The organism is Microbaculum marinum (genome assembly GCF_037855135.1).
Taxonomy (GTDB): Bacteria; Pseudomonadota; Alphaproteobacteria; order Rhizobiales; family Tepidamorphaceae; genus Microbaculum; species Microbaculum marinum.
The window spans coordinates 85,778-102,351 of record NZ_JAZHOF010000015.1; the positions used below are offsets into that span (position 1 = coordinate 85,778).

Below are 16,574 nucleotides of genomic sequence, written 5' to 3' on the forward strand. Positions count from 1 at the left end.
CTTTGCGCTGGGTCCCGGCGCGGGTGCCGGGACGTAGGCTGCGGTTGGGGCGGGGACGTTGCCATACGGGAAGATTGCGCCCCGGACGTGATCCGCGGGCCCAGCCCCGGTGGCTGCCATGGATGATGCCGATCTGTCTGAACGGCCGCCGGTGCGGCCGATGCGACGGCTTATTGCGCTGGGTCCCGGCGCGGGGGCCGGGACGTAGGCTGCGGTGGGGGCGGGGACGTTGCGGCGATACGGGAAGATTATGCCCCGGATCCGATCCGGGGCCGAACCCGGCGGCTGCCACGGATGATGCCGATCCGTCTGAACAGCGGCCGGTGCGGCCGGTGCGGCGGCTGCGCCGGATCCCGTTGTCACGAGGATTCGGGGACATGTCACAGGCGTTGCGGCACCTTCCGCGGAGCCTCTAATAGGCGCGGCCTTCGGCAGATATGCGCTTGTGCAGCCGCACCATGAAGGAGGCGGCGAACAGGGGGGTGGCGAGGTTGACGATCGGGATCATCACGAACAGCGCCACGATCAGGCCGGCGGCGAAGATGCGACCGCCATTGGCCCGGCGCAGGGCGCGGGCCTCCTCGTAGCCGCGATGGCGCAGCGCCGCGAACTCGAAATACTCGCGGCCGAGCAGGTAGGCGTTGGCGAGCAGGAAGGCGACCAGGTTGATGCCCGGGATCAGCAGGAGGACGAGGGCCACCAGATTCGCCAGGATCACGGCGCCGAAGAACTTCACCGAGGTGACCAGCGTCTGCACCGCCGGCAGGCCGCGGCCGACCGGGTCGGCGGGAAAGGCCGTCGTCTCGACCTTGCCGGCGATCTCGTCGAGGAAGAAGCCGGCGACGAGCGAGGAGACCGGCGCAACCAGGAACACCAGCGCCACGACGAAGCCGGCGCCGGCCAGCCAGTCGACCGCGGTCTCGGCCCAGGACCACGGCAGCGTGACGAAGTGGTCGAACAGCGAAATCAGCACGAACCAAAGGGCCACCAGCGCCGCCAGCGTCAGCCCGAGGGTGCGCAACAGCACGGCGCGGAACGGCCTGGAGACCACGTCCGAAAGTGCGGCAAGCGCATCCGAGATCATCTGCGATCCTCAGTCTCCCGAATGGCCCGTCCGGCCAAGGTCCCGTCGCAACGAGACATAGGCGAGTGGGCGGCGTTCCGCAACGCGTGGGCAGCGATGGGGGAAAATTCCCCTGCGAAATCAGTCTCTAACGGACGGAATCGGGCTTCTGCGGGGGTTGCGGGGGCTCGTGCAGGCCGTATAGTGCGGCGGACACCGCAACCACCCGAAAACACCGGTCGTCAGAACCGGCAGGAAGAGATCTTACCTTAACATGGCAGACGCAAAATTCGACGTCGTCGGCATCGGCAACGCCATCGTCGACGTAATCGCCCGCGCCGAGGACGATTTCCTGGTGCGCGAAGGCCTCGCCAAGGGGTCGATGAACCTGATCGACGAGGCCCGCGCCGACACGCTCTATTCGGAGATGGGGCCGGCGACGGAGATGTCCGGCGGCTCCTGCGGCAACACGATCGCGGGGCTCGCCTCGTTCGGCGGGCGCGGCGCCTATTTCGGCAAGGTCGCCGAGGACGGCCTGGGCAAGGCCTTCGGGCACGACATCCGGGCGCTCGGGGTCCACTTCCAGACGCCGGCGCTGACCGAGGGTCCGTCCACCGCGCGCTGCCTGGTCATGGTGACGCCGGACGGCGAGCGGACCATGAACACGTTCCTGGGCGCCTGCCAGATGCTCGGGCCCGAAGACGTCGAGGCCGACGTCGTGGCGAATTCCAGCATCCTCTACATGGAGGGCTACCTGTGGGATCCGCCGCAGGCCAAGAAGGCCTTCGTGCATGCCGCAGGCATCGCCCGCGAGCACGGCCGCGAGGTGGCGCTGAGCCTGTCGGATTCCTTCTGCGTCGACCGCTACCGCGCCGAGTTCCTCGACCTGATCCGGTCGGGCACCGTGACGCTGCTGTTCGGCAACGAGTCCGAATTGCACTCGCTCTACGAGACCGCCGACACGGAGGCGGCGATGGCGGCGCTGCAGGCCGACTGCCGGTTCGCCGTGGTGACGCGCTCGGAGAAGGGCGCGGTGGTGCTGAAGGACGGCGAGCGGATCGCGGTGCCCGCGGCCCCGGTCGAGAGGATCGTCGACCTGACCGGCGCCGGCGACCTGTTCGCCGCCGGCTTCCTGTTCGGCCTCGCCCGCGGCCGGGATCCGGAGACCTGCGCCAGGCTCGGCGGCCTGGCGGCGGCCGAGGTGATCAGCCATATCGGCGCGCGCCCGCAGGTCAGCCTGAAGGAGCTCGCCCAGCAGAACGGGCTGCCGGTGTAGCAGCCGGGGCAGCCGGCGCCCGTATCCTGCCGCCCGCCCGCATGGTTCGGGACGCGTTGCTTGCGCAAGGCTCCTCGCCATGAGGGCTGTCTTTGTGTGTCGGGGTGTTCCGCCATCATACGAGCCTCATCGAGAGATAGCCGCGTCAGCGGCTGTCTCGAACCACGAGGCGCCGGCGGCATAGATCCCCACCCATCGTGACCGGACCGCAGCCGGCGTGTCCGGGACGCGTTGCCCTGGCCACCGCTGCCGTGCAACGGTGCGCCGGCGCAACGACACAAAGGGGGGCCATCATGTGTACGCGGGTACTCTACGGGACGGGCAACGGGACGTTCCTGACCGGTCGCAACATGGACTGGAGCGACGTCCACATGCAGACCGACCTGTGGGCGTTTCCGCGCGGCATGGCGCGCGACGGCGGCACCGGCGAGGGCACGGTGCGCTGGACCTCCGCCTACGGCTCGGTGGTCGTCGCGGTCTACGACCTCGCCGTCTCCGACGGCCTGAACGAGGCCGGCCTGGCCGGCAACCTGCTGTACCTGGTCGAATCCGATTTCGGCGATGCGGCGGCGCGCGGCAAGCCGACGATCTCGGTCGGCGCCTGGCTGCAATACATGCTCGACAACTACGCGACCGTCGCCGAGGCGGTGGCGGCGATGGGCGACGATCCGCTGACCATCATCACAGCCGACGCGCCGAACGGCAAGCCGGCCACCGTGCACATCGCGCTGTCCGATGCGGGCGGCGATTCGGCCATCTTCGAGTTCGTCGGCGGGGCGCTGAAGATCCATCACAGCGCCGACTACCGGGTGATGACGAATTCGCCGGTCTACGACCAGCAGCTCGCGATCAACGCCTACTGGGACCTGATCGGCGGCCAGCACTTCCTGCCAGGGACGATCAACGCCGCCGACCGCTTCGCGCGCGCCAGCTACAACCTGAAATCGACCCCGAAATTCACCGATCCGCGCGCCGCGCTGGCGGCGATCTTCTCGCAGATGCGGGCCGTATCGACGCCGCTCGGCCTGAGCGATCCGGACAAGCCGAACATCTCCTCGACGCTGTGGCGGACCGTCATCGACCACGACGCGAGGCGCTACTTCTTCGATTCGGTGATCAACCCGTCGGTGATCTGGCTCGATCTCGACAAGCTCGACCTCGGCCCCGGCGCGGCGGCGCGCAAGCTGAAGCTGCAGCAGCCCGAGGACACCGGCGGCGAGGTTTCGGGCCGGCTGGAGGCGGCAGAACCGTTCGAGTTCCTGGTGCCGTGAGGGGCGGGCGAAGGCCGTCGTCGCCGGTGGCCCGCCCTCGTGGTTCGAGACGCCTTGCTTGACGCAAGGCTCTTCACCATGAGGGCTGCTTCTTCGCCGGGACACCAGCGAGGCGCTGCGAGAGGTTCATGACCCGCGCCATGCCGCAACCGCTCCGCTGGGCCCCGGATCAGGTCCGGGGCGTAGTCGGTGTTGGTGGGACGGGAATGGGACCACATTCGGGGTGCCGACGGGACGATCAAGCACCGACGCAGGGTGAAAACCTTCGCTACAGCTTCCTCAGCGCGACCTCCTCGATGAGGTGCTGCTCGCCCTTGGTCAGGATCAGGTCGGCGCGCTGGCGGGTCGGCAGGATGTTCTCTTCCAGGTTGACCAGGTTGATGCGCCGCCAGATGTCGCGGGCCGTGGCGACGGACTCCTCGTCGGTCAGCGTCGAATAGCGGTGGAAATAGGCGCCGGGATCGCGGAAGGCGGTCTGGCGCAGCGTCATGAAGCGCTCGACATACCAGCGCTCGAGCGTTTCCTTGTCGGCGTCGATGTAGACGGAAAAGTCGAAATAGTCCGACACGAAGGGCACCGCCTTGCCGTCCCGCGGCAGCCGGCCGGGCTGCAGCACGTTGAGGCCCTCGACGATCAGGATGTCGGGATTGTCGACGACCACGACCTGGTCCGGCGGCAGCACGTCGTAGGCGAAGTGCGAGTAGAGCGGGGCGGCGACGTTGCGCTCGCCGGCCTTGATGCGCGACAGGAACTTGAGCAGCGCGGCGACGTCGAAGCTTTCCGGGAAGCCCTTGCGGTGCATCAGGTTTTCCCGCTCGAGCACGGCATTGGGATAGAGGAAGCCGTCGGTGGTGACGAGGTCGACCTTCGGTGTGTTGGGCCAGCGGGTGAGCAGCGCCTGCAGGACGCGCGAGGTGGTCGACTTGCCGACCGCGACGGAGCCGGCGATGCCGATGATGTAGGGCACCTTGCCGTCCCTGGCGCCGAGGAAGTAGCGGGTCGCCTTGAACAGGTCCTGGGTGGCGTTGACGTAGAGGCTAAGCAGCCGCGACAGCGGCAGATAGATGTCGACGACCTCGTCGATCGACAGGTCCTGGTTGAGACCGCGCAGCCGCAGCACCTCCGACTCGATCAGCGTCATCGGGGTGTCGGCGCGCAGCTCGGCCCATTCCTGCCGGGAGAAGGTGCGATAGGGCGACGGCACCCTGTCGCCGGGCGCCGGGAGGTCGCCGGTCACGGCCCTGATCTGGGGGTTCATATCCGCCGGCTCGCCTTCTCCGCGATGCCGGAGGTTCCCTCGCGCCGGCCGAGCTCGGCGTAGATCTCCTCGAGCTCGACGTCGGCGGCCGCCAGCAGCACGACGAGATGATAGATCAGGTCGGCGGCCTCGGCGCGGATCGCGGCGCGGTCGCCGGCGAGCGAGGCGATCACCGTCTCGACGGCTTCCTCGCCGAGCTTCTTGGCGCACTGGCCGACACCGCGATGCAGGAGTTTGGCGGTGTAGGAGGTCTCCGGATCGGCGCCCTTGCGGGTTTCGACGATCTTCGCGAGGTCCTCGATACTCAGACGCGCAACGGTCATGTTCCGATTATCCCAACCCGTGTCCGGTTCATGGATCCAGGCGCATCGCGATGCCGGCGCCGGCCATGTGGTCCTTGGCGGCGCGGATCGTATGCTCTCCGAAGTGAAAGATCGAGGCGGCCAGCACCGCCGCGGCGCCGCCGTCGCGGACCCCCTCGACGAGATGCTCGAGCGTGCCGACGCCGCCCGAGGCGATCACCGGGACGTGCACCCTGTCGGAGACCGCCCGTGTCAGGGCGATGTCGTAGCCGGACCTGGTGCCGTCGCGGTCCATCGAGGTCAGCAGGATCTCGCCGGCGCCGAGCGACACGACCTCCTCGGCGAATGCGAGCGCGTCGATGCCGGTCGGCTTGCGGCCGCCATGCGTGAAGATCTCCCAGCGGGCCGATCCGCCATCGCCGGAGACCTGTTTGGCGTCGATCGCCACCACGATGCACTGGTCGCCGTACTTCTCGGCGGCCCGTTTGACGAACTGGCGGTCGTTCACCGCCGCGGTGTTGATCGACACCTTGTCGGCGCCGGCGCGCAGCAGCACGCGGATGTCCTCGACGGTGCGCACGCCGCCGCCGACGGTAAGCGGCATGAAGCAGTGCTCGGCGGTGCGGCGCACGACGTCGAGCAGGATGCCGCGGTCCTCGTGGCTGGCGGTGATGTCGAGGAAGCACAGTTCGTCGGCGCCGGCCGCGTCGTAGGCGAGCGCCGCCTCGACCGGATCGCCGGCGTCGACCAGGTCGACGAACTGCACGCCCTTGACGACGCGGCCGTCCTTGACGTCGAGGCAGGGGATGATGCGGGCCTTCAGCATCGGGCGTCCTTCATGCCGCATCCGCGATCAGCTTGAGCGCCTCGGCCGCATCGAGGCGTCCGTCATAGAGCGCCCGGCCCGAGATCGCGCCCTCGAGGATCGCGCAGTCGGGCCGGAGCAGGCGCTTCACGTCGTCGATCGAGGCGAGGCCGCCCGAGGCGATGACGGGGATCGAGACGGCGCGCGCGAGCTCCAGCGTCGAGTCGATGTTGAGCCCGGTCAGGATGCCGTCGCGGTCGATGTCGGTATAGACGATGGCGGCGACCCCGGCGTCCTCGAACATCTTCGCAAGTTCGACCGCGGTCAGTTCGGAGGTTTCCGCCCAGCCCTCGACCGCGACCTTGCCGCCGCGCGCGTCGATGCCGACGACGATGCGGCCGGGGAATGCCGCGCAGGCCTGCCGCACCAGTTCCGGGTCTCGCACGGCGACCGTGCCGAGGATCACCCTGCGGATGCCGCGCGTCAGCCAGGTGTCGATCCCGGCCATGTCCCGGATGCCGCCGCCGAGCTGGATCGGCACCGACACGGCCTTCAGGATCGCCTCGACGGCGGGCGCGTTGACGCTCTTGCCCTCGAAGGCGCCGTTCAGGTCGACGACGTGCAGCCACGCGAACCCGGCGGCCTCGAAGTCGCGCGCCTGGGCGGCCGGATCGTCGCTGAACACGGTCGCGGCCTGCATGTCGCCCCTGACCAGGCGCACGCAACGGCCGTCCTTCAGATCGATGGCGGGGAACAGGATCATCACAGGTTGTCCACACAGAATATGGATACCGTGGACAAATAACCCCTTGTGTTCACAGGCTCGTTTAACTCTCCCCAACCAAGTTGACGTAGCGGAGGGAATCGCCGAATCTTTTTCGTTGACCAAAAGAAAAGCCGAGGCTGGACCCCTCGGCTTTTCCAGACGCGCAAGTTGGATGCCGCGCGACGCAGTAGCGTGATCTGCATTGTGATTGAATCAAAACGCTTCGGCGTGGTCAAGGCATCTCCACTGGTACCAAAGGAGACGTCATGGCTTTGTCCTTTGACGATGCGGTTGAGATTTGGATTGCGAAGTGGCGGAATGAACACGTACGTAAGCTTTGTGCGGTTTATGACGTCGACCCTCGCCGGTTGTATGAGGTCTGGGAAGAGAAGGTTCACGTAGGGAGTCGAAGCGTCGGGTACGCTCGCTTTAAGGTTGAAGATCCTCAGCTTGCAGCGATCACCGTTCCTGAACCTCATCAGCCGACGTTGAGAGTTGTGAAGAAAGTCCAGCCGGAACTCTTCAACGACTAGCATCACGGCGCCCATCGCAGAAAGTTGCCGATCAGGGCCAGGCCGAGCTTCTGGCTCTTCTCGGGGTGGAACTGGGTGCCGGCGCGGTTGCCGCGGGCGACGATGGCGGTGAGCGGGCCACCGTAGTCGGAGACGGCGACGACGTCGGCGTCGTCCTTCGCGGCGAGGTGATAGGAATGCACGTAATAGGCGTGCAGTCCCTCATCGCCGGTCGGGATGCCCGCCAGCAGGGCATGATCGGACCTCGCCCGAAGGGTGTTCCAGCCCATGTGCGGGATCTTGAGGGCCGGGTCGGAGGGTTCGAGCCGCACGACGTCGCCGGGAATCCAGCCGAAACCCTCGGTCGTCTCGTACTCGCGGCCGAAGTCGGCCATCAGCTGCATGCCCACGCAGATGCCGAGGAACGGCCGGCCCCTCTCCTCGACCGCCTCGACCAGCGCCTCGTGCAGGCCGTCGACGCGGTCGAGGCCGCGCCGGCAGTCGGCGAAGGCGCCGACGCCCGGAAGGACGATGCGGTCGGCCGTCCGCACAGAGTCGGGATCGTCGGTGACCGCGATCTCGGCCGCGATGCCGCGTTCGCGGGCGGCGCGCTCGACGGCCTTTTCGGCCGAGCGCAGGTTGCCGGAGCCGTAGTCCAGTATGGCGATGCGCATGGTTCAGCCGCCGGTCGCGCGTGTCATTCGGGGTGCGGGAACAGGCCGACCACCGGTTCCGAACCGCCGGAGGGCCGCCGCGGGACGACGGGAGGACGTGCCGGGACGCTGCGCTGGGCGGATCCCGCCGTCGGGGCCGGCGTCAGGACACGCCGGAAGAACGACTGCTCGGCCTCCTCGTCGTCGCGGCCGGCAGCGACTCCGAGCATCCGCCAGCCCTTGCGCGCGAGGCTCCAGCGTCTCAGCTCGTTGGCCTCCAGCGCGAACCAGATCGAGAAGACGAAGGACAGAATGCCGACGACGAAGCCCGTCCTGGCGAAGATTTCGCCGATCACGGTCAGGCCGACGCCGATCGCCAGCCAGCCGAGCAGCACCCACCACATCCGGTGCCAGAGCATCCAGATCGCCGGGATGAACAGCGCCGGCCAGCAGAATCCCTCCTTCACGAGGGTTACTCCCTCGAGGCGGCCAGACCCGGCTTCGGGCGGTTCGTGGACGGTGAAGACCTTCATGGGCGTTCTCTTAGCGCGGCGCGGGGCGGATTAGAAGGGAACTCTGCGGGAAGTTCCTGCCTCGCAGCAGCCAAGCCCGGACCAAAGGGGTGCGGTTGCGCGGAAAACCTCCGACCAGGCCATGCCACGCTGCGAGGAAAACCGGCTGTCACCCTGCGCACCGCCTTCGCAAGCGATGCCGGGCAAGGCCGGACGCATCGCGATCCGGGCGGGCTCTGGCGCAGCAGGACAGCGCAATGCTAGACAGCCGATACTGATCGGGGTGAGACATGAGCAACGCCGGACGCAGAGCGCAGATTACCGCGGCACTCGTCGAGAGGACCGGCATCGACGAGACGCTGATCGGCCGTCTGGTCGACGCCTTCTACGCCAAGGTGCGCACCGATCCCCTGCTCGGACCGGTATTCGAGCGGCGCGTTACGGACTGGCCGCGGCATCTCGAGCAGATGCGGGCCTTCTGGTCGTCGGTGGCGCTGACCTCCGGCCGCTATCACGGCGATCCGATGCAGAAGCATCGGTCCCTGCCCGTCGATGCCCGCCATTTTGACCGCTGGCTCGCCCTGTTCGAGGAGACGGCGCGGGAACTGTGCACGCCAGCGGCCGCCGAACACTTCATCGAGCGCGCGCGGCGGATCGCCGAGAGTCTCGAACTCGGCATCGCGGCGCATGCCGGCGTGATGGTGATGAAGGGCGAGCGCTTCGTGCGCCCCGCCCTGCCGATCCAGCCGGGCGATGCCCGCGCCCTGTGGACGGACTGATCGCAATGCCGGACGGCAGCCCCTCGGAGACCGATATTGCGCGCTGGCGCAAGGCCGAACGCGACAGGCTGATCGCCGAACGGCTCGCCATCGACCCCGACACCCGCCTCGCCCACGCCGGGCGCATCGCAGCCTCGCTGGAAGCCTCGATCGGCCCGGTATCGGGCAGGATCGTGAGCGTCTACTGGCCGTTCCGGGGCGAGCCCGACCTGCGCGGCTTCATGGAGCGGGTGACCGGCAACGGCGGCACCTGCGCGCTGCCGGTGGTCGTCGAACGGGCGCGGCCGGTCGTGTTCCGGGCCTGGAAACCCGGCGACCGGCTGGAACGCGGCGTCTGGAACATTCCCGTGCCGGCCGACGGCGCCGAAGTCGTGCCGGACGTCGTCGTCGCGCCCGTCGTCGGCTTCGACCCGCACTGCTACCGGCTCGGCTACGGCGGCGGCTACTACGACCGGACGCTTGCTGCGCTGACGCGCAGGCCGGCGGTGTTCGGGGTCGGCTATGCGGCGGCCGCGATCGCGACGATCCATCCGCAGCCGCACGACATCCCGATGGATGCCATCGTCACGGAGACCGGCGTCATCGCGCCAAAACGGTCGGCCTAGCCGGCGAGGCTGCCCTTGGTCGACGGCACGCGCGCGCCTTCCCGCGGGTCGATGGCGATGGCGGCGCGCAGCGCGCGGGCGAGGCCCTTGAAGCAGCTCTCGGCGATGTGGTGGCTGTTGTCGCCGTAGAAGCACTCGACGTGCAGCGTGATCCCGGCATTCATGGCGAAGGCCTGGAACCATTCGCGGAACAGCTCCGTGTCCATGTCGCCGACCTTCGGCGCCGGGAACCGCGCGCGCCAGACCAGGAACGGCCGGCCGGAGACGTCGACGGCGACGCGGCTCAGGGTCTCGTCCATCGGCAGGTGAACCGTGGCGTAGCGGGCGATGCCGCGCCGCTCGCCGAGCGCCTGGCGGACCGCCTGGCCGAGCACGATGCCGACGTCCTCGGTGGTGTGGTGCAGGTCGACGTGCAGGTCGCCCTTCGCCTGGATGTCGACGTCGATCAGGGCGTGCCGCGCGAACAGCTCGAGCATGTGGTCGAGAAAGCCGATCCCCGTCGAGACGACCGAGCGGCCCTCGCCGTCCAGGTCGACGGAGACCGTCACATCGGTCTCGGCGGTCTTGCGGGCGATCTCGGCCTTCCGCGCTTCGCTCATGGGCTCGACTTTCGTGTGAAACGTGAGGACGGCGCGTTCTATCAGGCGTTTGCGGCAGATGAAAGCAGCGGCGTCGCGGCCCACCCCCGTGGGCCGGGACGCGGCCCTCGTCCCGGGGAGCCGCCGCAGGTGGACGCGGCTGCCGTCCGACGCATACCCCCTCAGCGTTGAATCGGTCGGGAATCGGAATACATGTGGGCCGACCAACGAAGCCACCGGCAGCACACTGCACGATCCGGCCGGCGAGAGGAGCCTTCATGAATTCGCAATCCCGCAGCCACGGGCACGGCGACGGACAGTGGTACGCCACGACGATCCTGACCGTCCGCAAGGGCGGCAAGGTGGTGATCGCCGGCGACGGCCAGGTCTCGGTCGGCGAGACCGTGATGAAACATTCCGCGCGCAAGGTGCGCCGGCTCGGCGACGGCGGCGTCATCACCGGCTTCGCCGGGGCGACCGCCGACGCCTTCACGCTGTTCGAGCGGCTCGAGAAGAAGCTGGAGCAGTATCCCAACCAGCTGATGCGCGCCTGCGTCGAGCTTGCCAAGGACTGGCGCACCGACCGCTACCTGCGCCACCTGCAGGCGATGCTGATCGTCGCCGATCCGACCGTCAGCCTGGTGGTGACCGGCAACGGCGACGTGCTGGAGCCGGAGAATGGCCTGGCGGCGATCGGCTCGGGCGGCAACTACGCGCTGGCGGCGGCCCGCGCCCTCGTCGACACCGATCTCGACGCCGAAGCGATCGCCCGCAAGGCGATGGCGATCGCCGCCGACATCTGCATCTACACCAACGACAACATCGTCGTCGAAACCCTCGATGCCCAGTAGCGACGCGCCCAACACGGAGCCGCGCGGGGAATCGGGGCCATACGGGTTCCGGCCGGTGACGGCGGGCGACCTGGCCCTGCTTCGCGGATGGCTGCAGGCGCCGCATTTCGCCGAGTGGTGGGGCCAGCCGGACGGCGTCTGCGAGTTCGAGGCGGCGATCGCCTGCCCGGCGACCGAGCCGATGATCGTCGAACTGGACGGGCGGCCGATCGCCTATCTGCAGTGCTACGACCCGCACCTGGAGGACGGCCATCCCTATCGCGACCAGCCGCGCGGCACGCTCGGCTTCGATCTGTCGATCGGCCCGGCCGGGCTGGTCGGCAGGGGGCACGGCAGCGCGATGCTCCGCCAGGCGGTCGAGACCCGGTTCGCCAGCGGCATGAGGCGGGCTGTGATCGACCCGAATCCAGGGAATTCACGCGCCATAGCCGCCTATCGAAAGGCGGGTTTCCGAACGCTGGAAAGGCGCTCCACGACGTACGGGGAGGTGTTGCTGATGGCACAGGATGCCCCGAAACAGGACGGAATCAATGAGTGATTTTTCCCCCCGTGAAATCGTTTCCGAGCTCGACCGGTACATCGTCGGGCAACATGACGCCAAGCGCGCGGTGGCGATCGCGCTGAGGAACCGCTGGCGCCGCCAGCAGCTTGCCGACGACCTCCGAGAGGAGGTGCTGCCCAAGAACATCCTGATGATCGGGCCGACCGGCGTCGGCAAGACCGAGATCTCGCGCCGGCTTGCCCGCCTCGCCGACGCGCCGTTCCTCAAGGTGGAGGCGACCAAGTTCACCGAGGTCGGCTATGTCGGCCGCGACGTGGAACAGATCATCCGCGACCTGCTGGAGGCGGCCATCGGCCTGGTGCGCACGCGCCGCCGCAAGGAGGTCAGCGCCAGGGCGCACCTGGCCGCCGAGGAGCGCGTGCTGAACGCGCTGGTCGGTCCGGGCGCCGGCCCGTCGACGCGCGAATCGTTTCGCCGCAAGCTGCGCGACGGCGAGCTCGACGACAAGGAGATCGAGGTCGAGCTGCGCCAGTCGTCCATGTCGATGCCGCAGATGGACATTCCCGGCATGCCCGGCGCCTCGGTCGGCATGATCAATCTCGGCGACATGCTCGGCAAGGCGTTCGGCGGCCAGACCAAGCCCCGCAAGATTTCGGTCAAGGATTCCTACGACCTGCTGATCGCCGAGGAATCGGACAAGCTGCTCGACGACGACCAGATCGTCCAGGAGGCGACCCACCTGACCGAGAACCACGGCATCGTGTTCCTCGACGAGATCGACAAGATCACCGGCCGCTCCGAGCGCGTCGGCGGGGCCGACGTCAGCCGCGAGGGCGTGCAGCGCGACCTGCTGCCGCTGATCGAGGGCACCACGGTGTCGACCAAGCACGGGCCGGTGAAGACGGACCACATTCTGTTCATCGCCTCGGGCGCCTTCCATGTCGCCAAGCCCTCGGACCTGCTGCCCGAACTGCAGGGCCGCCTGCCGATCCGCGTCGAGCTGAAGCCGCTCACCGAGGACGATTTCCGCCGCATCCTGACGGAGACCGAGGCGAGCCTGATCCGCCAGTACATCGCGCTGATGGGCACCGAAGGGCTGACGCTCGAGTTCACCGACGACGGCATCGCCGAGATCGCCAAGATCGCGGTCGAGGTGAACTCCTCGGTCGAGAACATCGGCGCCCGGCGGCTGCAGACGGTGATGGAGCGGGTGCTCGACGAGATCAGCTTCGAGGCGCCCGACAAGTCGGGCCAGCAGGTCGTCATCGACGCCGCCTACGTGAAGAAGCACATCGGCGACTTGGCCAGGAACGCCGATCTCAGCCGCTACGTCCTGTAGGGACGGCGGCCGGCACCCCGCCTGGCCGCCAGTGCGGCGGGCCTCCCGGCATGGGCATTCACCTCCGGGGGCCGCCCCCGTCCTTCGAGACGGCCGCTGCGCGGCCTCCTCAGGATGAGGGCGGAGGTAGGGGCGCGGTCGCGGGTGGGGCAACAACTGGCGGTCGGTCGTCCCCGGAATGTGATGAGCCTCATGGTGAGGAGGCCTCGTCAGAGGCCGTGTCGAACCACGAGGCGCCGGCGGGACCGCGTCGCCGGGCGCCATCCCCCGTGCGCATCCCGGCGTCCATACCCGCTGCGGTGGTCACGGATCGCCGGGACGAGCCTGCCGATGAGGCCGAAACGGATCGCGGACAGTCGTGCCTGGTGTAGTCACGTCATCCCGGAAACGGCTCTGCCGTTCCGGGATCGCCACACATCGCAGCGGCGGATGTCCGGGGGGATCCCGGCTCGCGCTGCGCTTGGCCGGGATGACGATGATCGAGCCGTGCCAATGCAAAGGAATGGCGGGCCGTCCTCACCGCCCGCCTCAGGCGGTCTTGTCGGGGTATCTGCAGACGTCGCGGATGACGCAGCGGCCGCACTCGGGCTTGCGGGCCTTGCAGATGTAGCGGCCGTGCAGGATCAGCCAGTGGTGGGCGTTGAGCCGGTACTCGTCCGGCACGACCCGCTCCAGTGCGAGCTCCACCTGCAGCGGGTCCTTGCCCGGCGCTAGGCCGGTGCGGTTGGCGACCCGGAAGATGTGCGTGTCGACGGCGATGGTCGGCTCGCCGAAGGCGACGTTGAGGACGACGTTGGCGGTCTTGCGGCCGACGCCGGGCAGCGTCTCCAGCATCTCGCGGTCGGCCGGCACCTCGCCGCCGGTCTCGTCGATCAGGCGCTGCGACAGCGCCACCACGTTCTTCGCCTTGTTGCGGAACAGGCCGATCGTCTTGATGTGCTCGCGCACCGCGTCCTCGCCGAGCGCGACCATCTTCTGCGGCGTGTCGGCCCTGGCGAACAGGGCCCGGGTCGCCTTGTTGACGCCGGCGTCGGTGGCCTGCGCCGACAGCACCACGGCGACCAGCAGCGTGAAGGGATTGACGTATTCGAGCTCGCTCCTGGGGGCCGGATCGGTCTTCTGCAGCGCGGCGAACAGGCGCTCGATCTCGCCGGGCTTCAGCCTGCTGGAGGGTGCTGCGCGCGGCTTCGCCGCCTTTGCCCGGCGCGGGCGCGCTTCGGCGACGGCCGAGGCGGGGGCGGAGGCGGACGCTGCGGGGGAACGACTCTTTGCCATATGTCCTAGTACCCAATCGCCGGCCGCTTCGCCATCGCGTTGCGTGACCGGGCGGTCGGTCTCGCAGTCCCGTTTCATGGTCGTCTCCCTCGCGGCTCCGGCCGGCAGGCGTCCGTCATACGGCATTCCTGCTGACACCATCCCGTCACCAGTCCCCTCCCGCCCGCATCGACCTGGGCTCGAAGGATGCATCGGCGCCGCCGCCGTCCTATATTGGCCGGCATGGACGCACCCGACCGGAACGACTGCCACCCGAAAACGCACGGCCCGACGAGCGGCAGCCGGACGCATGAGGGCACCGGCGCGCCCGCCGGGACGGACAGGGAGATCTTCTCCGCCGTCATCACGCCGCACCGGTCGCTGTCGCGGCGCGGCTTCATCGTCTTCATGTGCGTGCTGGGCGGTGTCAGCTTCACCGCCGGCATCGTCTTCCTGTCGATGGGCGCCTGGCCGGTGTTCGGCTTCTTCGGCCTCGACGTGCTGCTGGTGTGGTTCGCCTTCCGCGCCAACTACCGGGCCGCACGGGCGCGCGAAACGATCGTCGTCACCGAGTCGGACCTGCTGGTACGGCGGGTCTCTGCCCGCGGCGCGGTCGCGGAGTGGCGGTTCAACCCCTACTGGGTGCGCATAGATACCGGCCGCGATCACGAGGGTACACTGACGCGACTGTCGCTTGCCTCGCACGGCCGCAAGCTCGACATCGCCTACTGGCTGTCGCCGCCGGAGAAGACCGAGTTCATGCACGCGCTCGCCGGCGCGCTCGCCACCGCCCGCCGCGGCCTGCCGGACTGAAGCGGCGAATCGAACCGCGACGCCTGCGCCTCGTGGTTCGGGACGATCGCCGACACCGCGTCTCGAATCACGAAGGGCGGGCGGGACCACCTTTCCTCCCACGGCATCCCGGAAGCGGCCGCGCCGCTATCCGGGATCGCAGCGTCTGCGCCGCTGGCAATCCCGGCTCTCCGCGCTTCGGCCGGGAGGACGTGGAGAGGACGAGGCCGATTGCTGTCGGGAGCCTGTTGCGGATCTTGCGGCCGGTCTGGAGCGCCGGAGCGACAGCAGGGGTCGACAATCCGGTCGAAGCCGATCAGGAAACGGGTGTCGCCGCCAGGTCCGCATCGGTATCACCGACACCGATCCCATTGCATGCGAGGCGCGCTATGATGACCCTCATGACCGACCCTGCTTCCTTCTCCGTTGCCGAGTCCGCCGCCCGGCCGCCCGCGCCGGCGAGCGACTACGACGCGGTGCGCCGCACCGTCGAGTTCATCACCGAGAACTGGCGGGACCAGCCGGGCCTGGACGTCATTGCCGGGCATGTCGGCATGGAGCCGACCCGGCTGCAGAAGCTGTTCAGGCGCTGGTGCGGGCTGTCGCCCAAGGCCTTCGTCCAGGCGATCACGCTCGACACCGCGCGCGACCTGCTTCGCGATTCGGCCTCGGTGCTGGACGCGACCTACGAGGTCGGCCTGTCCGGACCGGGCCGGCTGCACGACCTGTTCGTCACCCACGAGGCGATGAGCCCGGGCGAGTACGCCGCGCGCGGCGCCGGCCTCGACATCGCCTGGAGCTTCCACGATTCGCCCTTCGGCGAGGCGCTGGTGATGGCGACGCCGCGCGGGCTCGCCGGCATCGCGTTCGCCGACGGCCCGGCCGAGCGCGAGCGCGTGCTCGCCGACATGACCTCGCGCTGGCCGCAGGCCGACTTCCGCGAGGACGCCGCGGCGACGCAGACCTACGCGCGACGTGTCTTCCATCCCGAGCACTGGCGCCCGGACGATCCGCTGCGCATCGTCTTCATCGGCAGCGATTTCGAGGTGCGGGTCTGGGAGACGCTGCTGCGGATCCCGTTCGGCCGCGCCACCACCTATTCCGACATCGCCGACCGGCTCGGCAAGCCGCGGGCGGCGCGCGCCGTCGGCTCGGCGGTCGGCCGCAACCCGATGTCCTTCGTGGTGCCGTGCCATCGCGTGCTGGGCAAGTCGGGATCGCTGTGCGGCTATCACTGGGGCCTGACCCGCAAGCGGGCGATCCTCGGCTGGGAAGCCGGGCTTGTCGGCGGGGGCCGCGCCTGAGAGGGCCCCTTTGCGGAAGATCCGGCCGGCGGAGACGCAGCAGCGCCTCCGCCGGCTTTTCCGCATCTGCCAGCGCCTCGTGGTTCGAGGCGATCGCTGACGCAATTTCCATGTAACTTGAACTCCGCCGTTTCTGGCATACTGCTGGAAGC

The 16,574-nt window shown here is 68.7% G+C and carries 19 protein-coding genes; 10 read left to right on the top strand and 9 right to left on the bottom strand.

Features of this window, described 5'->3' with window-relative positions; all coding sequences use genetic code 11:
• Positions 1–412: 412 nt before the first annotated feature.
• A complete protein-coding gene (locus V3328_RS26075) occupies positions 413–1,084 on the bottom strand; it encodes a sulfate transporter family protein (protein WP_340332666.1) in 672 nt (223 codons plus the stop codon).
• 253 nt (positions 1,085–1,337) lie between these two features.
• Between V3328_RS26075 and V3328_RS26080 the strand changes: the two genes are divergently transcribed.
• Together V3328_RS26080 and V3328_RS26085 are read left to right on the top strand one after the other, a co-directional pair.
• Positions 1,338–2,339 carry an adenosine kinase gene (locus tag V3328_RS26080; RefSeq protein ID WP_340332667.1) on the top strand — a complete coding sequence of 334 codons (1,002 nt, stop codon included), beginning with the start codon at positions 1,338–1,340 and terminating at the stop codon, positions 2,337–2,339.
• A 293-nt stretch (positions 2,340–2,632) separates the two neighbouring features.
• Positions 2,633–3,610 (top strand): linear amide C-N hydrolase, encoded by a 978-nt coding sequence (locus tag V3328_RS26085; protein WP_340332668.1) that lies wholly within the window; start codon positions 2,633–2,635, stop codon positions 3,608–3,610.
• A gap of 268 nt (positions 3,611–3,878) precedes the next feature.
• Here V3328_RS26085 and coaA read toward each other — a convergent pair whose 3' ends face one another.
• Genes coaA through hisA form a run of 4 tightly spaced genes read right to left on the bottom strand, consistent with a single transcriptional unit; the run spans position 3,879 to position 6,738 of the window.
• Positions 3,879–4,868 (bottom strand): type I pantothenate kinase, encoded by a 990-nt coding sequence (gene coaA / locus V3328_RS26090; RefSeq protein ID WP_340332669.1) that lies wholly within the window; start codon positions 4,866–4,868, stop codon positions 3,879–3,881.
• The gene (locus V3328_RS26095) at positions 4,865–5,191 is read right to left on the bottom strand and encodes a phosphoribosyl-ATP diphosphatase (RefSeq protein ID WP_340332670.1); all 327 of its coding nucleotides are present in this window, start codon (positions 5,189–5,191) and stop codon (positions 4,865–4,867) included. The genes coaA and V3328_RS26095 overlap by 4 nt, the downstream gene beginning before the upstream one ends.
• A gap of 28 nt (positions 5,192–5,219) precedes the next feature.
• Entirely contained in the window at positions 5,220–5,996 is a 777-nt protein-coding gene (hisF, locus tag V3328_RS26100) for an imidazole glycerol phosphate synthase subunit HisF (protein WP_340332671.1), read from the bottom strand.
• 10 nt (positions 5,997–6,006) lie between these two features.
• Positions 6,007–6,738, bottom strand: coding sequence for a 1-(5-phosphoribosyl)-5-[(5-phosphoribosylamino)methylideneamino]imidazole-4-carboxamide isomerase (gene hisA, locus V3328_RS26105; protein ID WP_340332672.1), 732 nt, complete (start codon positions 6,736–6,738; stop codon positions 6,007–6,009).
• A 269-nt stretch (positions 6,739–7,007) separates the two neighbouring features.
• Here hisA and V3328_RS26110 point away from each other — a divergent pair, with 269 nt between their 5' ends.
• Positions 7,008–7,274 carry a hypothetical protein gene (locus tag V3328_RS26110; protein WP_340332673.1) on the top strand — a complete coding sequence of 89 codons (267 nt, stop codon included), beginning with the start codon at positions 7,008–7,010 and terminating at the stop codon, positions 7,272–7,274.
• 2 nt (positions 7,275–7,276) lie between these two features.
• Here V3328_RS26110 and hisH read toward each other — a convergent pair whose 3' ends face one another.
• Together hisH and V3328_RS26120 are read right to left on the bottom strand one after the other, a co-directional pair.
• Positions 7,277–7,927, bottom strand: a complete 651-nt coding sequence (gene hisH / locus V3328_RS26115) for an imidazole glycerol phosphate synthase subunit HisH (RefSeq protein ID WP_340332674.1) — start codon at positions 7,925–7,927, stop codon at positions 7,277–7,279.
• A 23-nt stretch (positions 7,928–7,950) separates the two neighbouring features.
• On the bottom strand, positions 7,951–8,439 hold the full coding sequence (locus V3328_RS26120) for a DUF2628 domain-containing protein (RefSeq protein ID WP_340332675.1): 489 nt from the start codon (positions 8,437–8,439) through the stop codon (positions 7,951–7,953).
• A gap of 269 nt (positions 8,440–8,708) precedes the next feature.
• On the opposite strand from V3328_RS26120, the gene V3328_RS26125 reads away from it, so the two are divergent.
• A complete protein-coding gene (locus V3328_RS26125) occupies positions 8,709–9,197 on the top strand; it encodes a group III truncated hemoglobin (protein WP_340332676.1) in 489 nt (162 codons plus the stop codon).
• Between the two features lie 5 nt (positions 9,198–9,202).
• Positions 9,203–9,802, top strand: coding sequence for a 5-formyltetrahydrofolate cyclo-ligase (locus V3328_RS26130; RefSeq protein ID WP_340332677.1), 600 nt, complete (start codon positions 9,203–9,205; stop codon positions 9,800–9,802).
• Here V3328_RS26130 and hisB read toward each other — a convergent pair.
• Entirely contained in the window at positions 9,799–10,401 is a 603-nt protein-coding gene (gene hisB / locus V3328_RS26135; protein WP_340332678.1) for an imidazoleglycerol-phosphate dehydratase HisB, read from the bottom strand. The genes V3328_RS26130 and hisB overlap by 4 nt on opposite strands.
• A gap of 257 nt (positions 10,402–10,658) precedes the next feature.
• Between hisB and hslV the strand changes: the two genes are divergently transcribed.
• Genes hslV through hslU form a run of 3 tightly spaced genes read left to right on the top strand, consistent with a single transcriptional unit; the run spans position 10,659 to position 13,072 of the window.
• Complete coding sequence (hslV, locus tag V3328_RS26140; RefSeq protein ID WP_340332679.1) at positions 10,659–11,231, top strand: ATP-dependent protease subunit HslV; 573 nt, start codon at positions 10,659–10,661, stop codon at positions 11,229–11,231.
• Positions 11,221–11,769, top strand: a complete 549-nt coding sequence (locus V3328_RS26145; protein WP_340332680.1) for a GNAT family N-acetyltransferase — start codon at positions 11,221–11,223, stop codon at positions 11,767–11,769. Before hslV ends, V3328_RS26145 begins: the two co-directional genes overlap by 11 nt.
• Complete coding sequence (hslU, locus tag V3328_RS26150) at positions 11,762–13,072, top strand: ATP-dependent protease ATPase subunit HslU (RefSeq protein WP_340332681.1); 1,311 nt, start codon at positions 11,762–11,764, stop codon at positions 13,070–13,072. Before V3328_RS26145 ends, hslU begins: the two co-directional genes overlap by 8 nt.
• Before the next feature lie 528 nt (positions 13,073–13,600).
• Here the strand turns inward: hslU and nth are convergent.
• Positions 13,601–14,347, bottom strand: a complete 747-nt coding sequence (gene nth / locus V3328_RS26155) for an endonuclease III (RefSeq protein ID WP_340332682.1) — start codon at positions 14,345–14,347, stop codon at positions 13,601–13,603.
• Between the two features lie 222 nt (positions 14,348–14,569).
• On the opposite strand from nth, the gene V3328_RS26160 reads away from it, so the two are divergent.
• Both V3328_RS26160 and V3328_RS26165 read left to right on the top strand, forming a co-directional pair.
• Entirely contained in the window at positions 14,570–15,139 is a 570-nt protein-coding gene (locus V3328_RS26160; RefSeq protein WP_340332683.1) for a DUF2244 domain-containing protein, read from the top strand.
• A 368-nt stretch (positions 15,140–15,507) separates the two neighbouring features.
• On the top strand, positions 15,508–16,422 hold the full coding sequence (locus V3328_RS26165) for a methylated-DNA--[protein]-cysteine S-methyltransferase (protein WP_378758848.1): 915 nt from the start codon (positions 15,508–15,510) through the stop codon (positions 16,420–16,422).
• Positions 16,423–16,574: the final 152 nt, after the last annotated feature.